Annotated in this window: 6 protein-coding genes; 3 read left to right on the top strand and 3 right to left on the bottom strand. The window is 56.0% G+C overall.

Features of this window, described 5'->3' with window-relative positions; all coding sequences use genetic code 11:
• Positions 1–179 precede the first annotated feature (179 nt).
• The 3 genes from xerC to RC85_RS23900 form a co-directional block, all read right to left on the bottom strand.
• On the bottom strand, positions 180–1,082 hold the full coding sequence (gene xerC / locus RC85_RS23910) for a tyrosine recombinase XerC (RefSeq protein ID WP_068267266.1): 903 nt from the start codon (positions 1,080–1,082) through the stop codon (positions 180–182).
• 131 nt (positions 1,083–1,213) lie between these two features.
• Positions 1,214–1,459, bottom strand: a complete 246-nt coding sequence (locus tag RC85_RS23905) for a hypothetical protein (protein WP_068267264.1) — start codon at positions 1,457–1,459, stop codon at positions 1,214–1,216.
• A gap of 139 nt (positions 1,460–1,598) precedes the next feature.
• Positions 1,599–2,720, bottom strand: a complete 1,122-nt coding sequence (locus tag RC85_RS23900) for a hypothetical protein (protein ID WP_084422981.1) — start codon at positions 2,718–2,720, stop codon at positions 1,599–1,601.
• Between the two features lie 179 nt (positions 2,721–2,899).
• Between RC85_RS23900 and RC85_RS23895 the strand changes: the two genes are divergently transcribed.
• The 3 genes from RC85_RS23895 (at position 2,900) to RC85_RS23880 (ending at position 8,312) form a co-directional block, all read left to right on the top strand.
• Positions 2,900–3,442, top strand: coding sequence for a DUF2760 domain-containing protein (locus RC85_RS23895; RefSeq protein WP_068267263.1), 543 nt, complete (start codon positions 2,900–2,902; stop codon positions 3,440–3,442).
• 231 nt (positions 3,443–3,673) lie between these two features.
• Positions 3,674–5,452 carry an Hsp70 family protein gene (locus RC85_RS23885; RefSeq protein WP_068267261.1) on the top strand — a complete coding sequence of 593 codons (1,779 nt, stop codon included), beginning with the start codon at positions 3,674–3,676 and terminating at the stop codon, positions 5,450–5,452.
• Positions 5,442–8,312, top strand: a complete 2,871-nt coding sequence (locus RC85_RS23880) for a hsp70 family protein (protein ID WP_068267260.1) — start codon at positions 5,442–5,444, stop codon at positions 8,310–8,312. Before RC85_RS23885 ends, RC85_RS23880 begins: the two co-directional genes overlap by 11 nt.
• Positions 8,313–8,503 lie beyond the last annotated feature (191 nt).

Genomic DNA, 8,503 nt, shown 5'->3' with positions numbered 1-8,503 from the left:
TTTGCAATTTGCAATGTTCGACTGGTTCGCGAATAACATCACCCACCGCATTTTCATCAGCCCAGGCATCGCCCCGCGCGTTCGGTCCAGCACGACGCGCGGGGCGATGCCCACGCGGTTAAACGATAGGGAAGAGTAGGCCGGAACAAACGCAGTACAGTTCCCGCCTACGGTTCTCTCTACGACGCTCGCGGATGCGCCTTTTCATAAACCTGCAACAGGTTTGCTGCGCTGACGTGCGTGTAGATTTGCGTGGTTGCCAGACTCTTGTGGCCTAACAATTCTTGCACGCTTCGGATGTCGGCACCTCGGTCCATCAGGTGCGTTGCAAAGCTATGCCGCAACGTGTGCGGACTGGTGCGAGAATCCAGCCCCGAAACCGCGATGTATTTTTCAAGCATGCGACCGATGCTGCGCGTCGTTAGCAGGTTTCCAAATCGATTGACAAACACCGGTGCCGATCGGCCGAGCGCCGCCGATTCGGGACTGCGAACACGCAGCTTTGCGTAACGGGCGATGGCTCGAATCGCGTAGGAACCTAGCGGGCTGATCCTCTCTTTTCGCCCCTTACCGCGAACGCGAACGATTTGTTCATCGGTGTCCAGGTCGCCGTCACACAGACCGACCAATTCGCTGACTCGAAGTCCGGCCGAGTACATTGTTTCCAAGATCGCACGATCACGTAGGCCCGCACTGTTTTCGCGTGGCGGTGCGACCAACAACCGTCCGATTTCGGCATTGGTCAGGACGTGCGGAAGCTTTCGCTGACGTCTGGGGTTGCGTAGCGGTTTGGCCGGGTTGGACGTTGCGATTCCTTCACGCATCGCGAAGCGATAAAAGCTTCGCAAGCTGGCGAGCTTTCGGGAGATCGTGGTGCGAGCGTAATCGGCTTGCTGCAACGCCGCTTGGTAGGCACGCAAATCTTGCGGTGATAACGCGTCTGGCTTGGGAACCGACCCCCGCGTTGCTTCCAGCCAATCGACCAACCCGAACAGATCTTCGCGGTAAGCCTTGATGGTTAAATCGGACGCGTTGCGCTCGGTCGCTAGGTATCGCAAAAACTGGGGAATGGACCGGCGCATCATTTTTTCCCGACAGAGTCTTCGTAGCTGATCCCGCAAGGGTTCAGTCGGGTACAGCTAGTAGTGAACTGAACCCTGGCGGGCCCAGCTACGATTGAAACCGCTACGGTTGAAACCGAAATCAAAACGGCTTAGTGAAAATCCTCGATCGACAAGCTGTCGAATTCGTCGTTGGCCAACGCGTCGTCTTCGGTTGGCACAGCGTCGCGGATTTTGCGGCTTAGCATTGCCGCGTCGTACCAACTGAAATCAAGTTCTGGATCAGCGGCGAAGCGGGCGAGTTGACGCAAGGTTTCGTCGCGATTCTCGTCATCGAAAAGAAAGATAAATTTCTCTTCGCCTTTGACGAGCGCAAGAACGTTAACTTCTTGATCCATCTGGGTAGTGTCCGATTGATCGCCCACGATGTGCGTGGGCTAAGGCCGAATTGAGATGACTGTAACGCTGCGGCCGGTTAGGCAATCAATGCCGTCACCGTGGTTGCTCGCAAGGTTCATTTGCCACCTCGCCGCCGGATCAGTATCGGCTCAGCGACCACCTCATTATGAAGTCGCTTTGGTCTCTTCCGCCCCTAGATTCCAACATCTCGGTGATGTGCAGGTGACAACAGAAACGAACGAAATCATCGGTACGTTTGAGGTAACCCTGCCAACCGCTGTTGCGTGCATCATCGCCGGTTTCCACGTAATCGGCCAAGCGACCGGTAACGTAGGGATCGTCACCACGGTAGATCTTGGTGTGAGTCAAAATTGGTTCGTGATTGGTGATTGCCATTGGCCGAACGGGACTGGGACCGTCGGGAATCAGGTCGGTGGGATCGGGCCAAGCCGGCGGCAGCGGAGTTTCCCAGGTTTCATGTTCGCCGTGGAAGTATTCACCATCAACAATTTCACCTTCCATAATTTCACCGTCCATAATCTGGCCGCCATAGATTTCCCCTTCGGGTGACATCGGCGCGGCGAAGTTTGGTTCGGCAAACGGATCCACTTCTTCGGCATCAAACTGAACGTCAACTTGTCGGTTTGCCGAAGTTTGCTGAATTGCGTTTTGGACACCGGGCGTTTCATCAACCGAGATCGGTGACTGAGTTGCCAGTTGGCTGCGTGCGAGCTCGAATTCGGCTTCACGCAAGACGCGTCTGGGAATCTGTTTTTCTTGCTCGGTACCCCACGGCAAACCGTAACCCGGCGGAATCGCGTGAAACCCTTCGTTGGCCGCGTACCAGTGAACCGTCATGGCCATTTGAGGCGGATAGAACGATTTAAAATCGGTGACCGCACCCACGACGACGGCTTCCACACCCAGATGGCGTGCAAAGGCTTGGAAGTCAGCACCGGTGCGTGGTTCGCCATTGTGCAGGCTGTATTGAATCCATGCGGTTTTGGTGACGCCCATCGGCAGCACCTCGAACCCGGGCACGGCTTGCAGCGAGGCGTAGTACTGCGACCCAACTGCGTCGCCATCGACGGTGGGTTCTTCGCTTTGATTAAAAAACGGCAGCACCGCCACCCGTTTCAACTGAGGAAACGGGTTGTGGATGACGTCGCGATTGCGAGTTTCTGGAAACAGCGAACAACCACCGATCGAAAAAACGATCAAAGCGGCGAAAGCGAATCGAATCGACGAAGTAAGTTTCACGCTAACAGTCCAAGATTGACAGCGCGTATCTCCTCCGCCCCCAATCGATTCATCGGCATGTCCAACCCGATGACTTGATCGAATATTCGGATTGTGCCGGTTATCGATGGCGGTCGGCTTGACGGGTCCGCTGGGTTTGCCAAGCTGGGCGTTTTGGACTTCATTTCAGAGCGTGAAATATGGGTTTAGGCATCGCGATCCGCGCCTTTTCGGCGGGTCTTTTCAATCGTCAACTCGCCGAGCAAATCGGCAAAGTCCTGGACGGGCAAACACCAACAACCACCGAGCCCAAATTGCCCGCACCGGTTGAGGCTGACATCAAAGCTCAGCCAGTCGCACCGCAGCCGCCAACTCGCAGCGACGCCATCACGTTGCTTTCAGCATTACAGCGCGAAGCCAGACTGGTCGATCTGATCCAGGAAGACCTAACGCAATTTTCCGATGCCCAAGTCGGCGCGGCTGCCCGACCTTGTTTGCAACAATGCAACGCAACGCTCGGACGTTTGATAGGACTCAATCCGGTCAGCGACGCCAAAGAAGGATCCACCGTTGACGCCGGAACCGACGCTTCACCGGCCAGGTTCCAATGGATCGGCGAAGGCACCGGCACCAGCGGGAAATTAATTCACCAAGGATGGCAAGCCACCAAAGTTGATCTGCCACAGTGGACCGGAAACAAAGACGACGCCAACATCGTCGCGCCGGCGCAGTTGCAACGCTAGTGAATCGGTTCCGGTAGAAACGCGGAACACATTAGGCAAAACGCACATAACGATTGCAAATTGCAATTTGAACACTGCAAGTTGCAAATTGCCCCTAGTCGGCTGGATGTTTCATTTTTCAATTTGCAATGTTCATCTTGCAATTTGAAATAATCGGCAGACGTAATCCTCATTGATTTATTTTCAAGTTCCAGCATCGTCCACCCAACATCCTTCCAAACTAAAACATTCATGAACGCGCGTTACTCCGTTGGCATCGACCTGGGGACCACCAATTCCGTCGTCAGCTACACACTGCTTGATGAGGACGCGGATCTAAAACTGCTGCGCATTCCGCAGGTCATTCAACCCGGTCAAATCGAATCTCGTGATTCGCTGCCGTCGTTTCTGTATCTGCCGCGCGATGGCGAATTGGAATCGCTGCAGACTTCGTTTGAACCGAACCCGGCCGCTGGCGTCGTCGGTGCCTACGCGAAATCGCAAGCGGCCGAAAATCCACAGCGAGTCGTCGTGGCTGCCAAAAGCTGGCTGTGTCACTCCGGCGTCGGTCGCACGGAAGCTGCACTGCCATGGCAATCGCCACCCGAAGTCAACAAAGTATCCGCCTACGACTGCACGGTTCGTTTTCTGTCGCACTTGGTCGCCGCTTGGAATGAACAACATCCCGATGCACCGCTAAGTGATCAACAAGTCGTGCTAACAGTCCCGGCATCGTTTGCACCGGCGGCTCGTGAATTGACTCACGAAGCAGCCATCGCTGCCGGGCTTCCCGAAACGTTCGTGCTGTTGGAAGAACCGCAAGCGGCGGTGTATCGATGGTTGGCGGATCGTGGCGACCGCTGGCGAGAAACGCTCAAACCGGGCGACGTGCTGCTGGTCGTTGACGTCGGTGGTGGCACGACCGACCTGACGCTGGTGACAGTGTCCGAAACCGATGGCACATTGAATTTGCAACGGCTGGCCGTTGGCAATCACCTGCTGCTTGGCGGTGACAACATGGACTTGGCATTGGCCCACTTCGTCAGCGGCCGATTCGCCGATCAAGGCCATGACTTGGATCCTTGGCAAAGCGTATCGCTCTGGCACGCCTGTCGTGATGCCAAAGAAGAACTGTTGCGAGCCGGTGGAGCCGACAAACACACGATCGCAGTCCTGGGACGTGGCAGTTCGCTGATCGGAGGAACGATTTCAACAGAGATCAGTAGCGGTGAAGCCGGCCAATTGATCGTCGAAGGTTTCTTTCCAAAGTGCTCAGCCACCGATCGACCCGAACAGCAATCGGCATCCGGCTTTCAAGACATCGGGCTGCCCTACGAATCCGATGCTGCGATCACCAAACATGTCGCCGCGTTCTTGGCCGATCAGTCTCGTGATGACGACGAGCAATCCGTCACGCCGACTCATTTGCTATTCAACGGCGGTGTCTTTCGCAGTGACAGATTGCGAACTCGCATGACTGAAACGATCAGCGATTGGTGCGAACAGTCGCCACAGATCCTTGGCGGTCCGGATGATTTGGATACATCCGTTGCCATGGGAGCAGCCTATTACGGATGGAACAAGCAACGCGGCGGCATCCGGATTCGTGGTGGCACCGCGCGTTCGTACTATGTCGGAATTGAAACCGCAGGCCTGGCGATCCCCGGCGTGCCTCGACCGCTGCGTGCATTGTGCGTTGCGGCGCGAGCGATGGAAGAGGGAACCGAAGCGGCCGTGCCCGGCGAACAAGTCGGCGTTGTCGTCGGCAAGCCCGCGCAGTTTCGTTTCTTTTCCTCGGCCGTTCGTGCTGACGATACCGCCGGTTCAAAACTTGATCGCTGGTCCGCTGACGAACTTGTCGAACTGGAACCCGTCACGGTTTCGCTGACTTCTGAATCAGCGGGCAGCGAAACGTTTGTGCCCGTGCAGTTTGTCAGCCGGATCACGGAACTGGGAATGTTTGAACTTTGGTGCCATGCCACCGGAAGCGACGAACGATGGAAGATGGAGTTCAATACGCGTGAGTCGTAATTCTGATTCAGTCGAAGAGAACCAACTATCACAGTCTCGGTACGTCATCGGTATCGACTTGGGGACCACCAATTGCGCGATGGCTTTCGTTGATACGGAATCTGAAAACCCGTTGGTAGAAACGTTCTCGATTGAACAGTGGGTTGATTTTGGTCAGCGAGAATCCCGCGAAACGCTGCCTTCGTTCCACTACGAATTGACGCAAGACGAAGCCGCCAGCGATCATCGCCTGCCTTGGCAAAACGAGCAAACAGAATTCTGCGTCGGCGTTTTGGCTCGTGATGCGGGACTTCGCCATCCCGGCCGCCGGGCGGCTTCGGCGAAGAGCTGGCTGTCGCATGAAGGAGTCGATCGCACGGCGAATCTGTTGCCTTGGCACGGCGACGCGGATGTAACACGTCTTTCACCGGTCGATGTTTCGTCACGCTACTTAAAACATCTGCGGCAAGCTTGGGACCATGACCATCCCGATCATCCGCTGGCCGATCAAGACGTCGTGATCACCTTGCCCGCTTCGTTCGACGAAGTCGCTCGTGAGCTAACGATTGCGGCGGCAAAACAAGCCGGATTGCCGCGTGTGTATTTGATCGAAGAACCCCAAGCCGCGTTCTATGCCTGGATCGATCGCCAGGGTCAGGATTGGGAACAGAGCGTCAAGCCGGGACAATTGATTCTGGTCTGCGACATCGGCGGCGGTACCACCGACTTGACCCTGATCCGCGTCCGATCCGCCGGTGAAGCGGGCCAGCAATTACAGTTCCACCGCGTCGCCGTCGGCAATCATTTAATCCTTGGCGGCGATAACTTGGATCTAGCGGTCGCCAAGCTTGCCGAGTCCAAGATTGCCGAGTCCAAGCTTGCCGATGAATCAAACCAAACGCTGTCGCCGCTGCAGTGGGATCGTTTGGTTCAGGCTTCTCGGACCGTCAAAGAAGTGATGCTGTCCGAAAACCGTCCGGATCAATACACAATCAACTTACCAGCCGAAGGATCACGATTAATCGGTGGCGGCATTCAGGTTCAGCTTACTGCCGATGAAGTGGATCAGGTTTTGCTAGACGGTTTTTTCCCAGCGGTAGAACTGACCGATCAAGCGGTCGCGGGTGAGAGCGGTTTTCAGGAATTCGGCCTGCCCTATGCCGCCGATGCAGCGATCACACGTCACTTGGCCGAGTTCTTATCTACTCATCGTCGAACCGGTTTGGACGATCAAGATGAAGATGCGGCTGACCGTCCGGATCTAGTTCTGTTCAACGGCGGAGTGATGTCGTCACCGCAGGTGCAGCACCGCATTCGCGACCTGTTAGCGAAGTGGTTCTGTGGCGACGAAAACCAGGGCGACAAAAACCAGGGCGACACCGACTGGCAGCCACAACTTCTGCATTCACCGCGTCTTGATCTCGCCGTCGCCCGCGGAGCAGCTTATTACGCCGGAGTGCGCCGTGGCGAGGGAGTTCGCATCGCAGCCAACCTTGGTCGTTCGTACTACATGCAGGTCAGCGACAACCCGGCGCAGGGTTTATGCTTGATCCCCGGTACCGCCGAAGCGGGCCAAAGGTTTCGTGCGGAAGGCCATCCGTTGCAGTTGAGTCTTGGCACTCCCGTTCAATTTCCGCTCTGGGTCAGCAGCACGCGATTGGCGGATTCGGTCGGCCAACTGATCGAGATTGATCGCAGCGAGGCATCGCCGCTGCCGCCGATCTGCACCGCGATTGTCGAAGGAAAACGCAAACAGAATCAATCCATTCGCGTGGTCATCGAATCCGAACTCAGTGAGATTGGTACCGTTGGGCTGCACTGCGTCGATCTTGATTCGCCAAAACGATGGCGATTGGATTTCGACATTCGCAGCACATTGGAAACCGATCGCGACGCGCACGACGCGACCGGCGAAGCAGCCGGGATCGTCGATTCAGAAACAGTTGGAATGTGCGAAGACGCAATCGAAAGTGTGTTTGCCGAAGAGGCGAATTCAACCGAGGCAAAGCCCAGCAAACTAGTCAAACAACTGCAGTCGGTGACCGAGATGAACCGTCATCGCTGGCCGCCATCGCTGCTGCGGGAACAGTGGCAATGCTTGTTGGACCAGCGTGAAGGACGACGCAAATCGGCGCAACACGAAGCACGCTGGTTGAACCTGCTTGGATTCTGTTTGCGTCCCGGTTACGGCGTCGCGGTGGATGATTGGCGAGTTGATCAGACGTGGCGATCGGTTTACGGCAAACTTGCCTTCCCCGCTGCCGCATCCGGAACCGAGGCGATGATCCTTTGGCGTCGCATCGCGGGCGGTTTAACATCCGGCCAGCAATCGCAATTGGCTGCACCATGGATCAGCGCACTGAAAAACAAACACAAACGGATCGCGGCTCACGAAGCTCAAGAAGTCTGGCGTTTGCTTGGTTCGCTGGAACGCTTGCCCATCCAAGACAAAATCGACCTTGGCCAAGCAGCATTGAATGCACTGTCACAGCGTAAGAACGAAAAGCTTCGCGACAGTTTGCTATGGAGCCTGGGTCGAATTGGCAGCCGAAAACCTGTCTACGGACCGATCAACGCAACCGTCCCGACAAAGGAAGTGTCGCAGTGGATCGACTCCATCGCTTCTTTGGAAAAGAAGTTCAACCTCGGCGACAACCAGTCGATGCTGACGCTCGCGATGGTCCAGTTAGCCCAACGCACCGGAGATCGATTCCGTGATGTAGCCGAATCCCAACTAGACCGCGTCGTGTCATTATTGAGTGACCGAGACGCGGCTGATCATTTGATCGAGTTGGTCAAAAACGGGGGTTCACTTCACGCCGAAGAAGAAGCCGCCATTTTCGGCGACTCGCTACCACTGGGCATTCACCTAATTCGTTAGCCGATCGGCAGATTGTTTCGTCCACTACGGTAAGTTCTCACCTGCCGCTCGCTTAGCTTAAACCCAGGCCGTGCCTGGGCTGATGAAAATGTGTCGTTGTCAACTTGTCACGACCCTTGAAAGTAGGCCGTAGCGAGCCATAGCGAGTTACGGCGGTGCGCACATTGCCGTAACTCGCTATGGCTCGCTAC

It is taken from the genome of Rubripirellula obstinata (genome assembly GCF_001642955.1).
In the GTDB taxonomy this organism is placed as follows: Bacteria; Planctomycetota; Planctomycetia; order Pirellulales; family Pirellulaceae; genus Rubripirellula; species Rubripirellula obstinata.
Note: the sequence above shows the minus strand (reverse complement) of the source record. Positions and strands in the feature narration are given on the sequence as shown.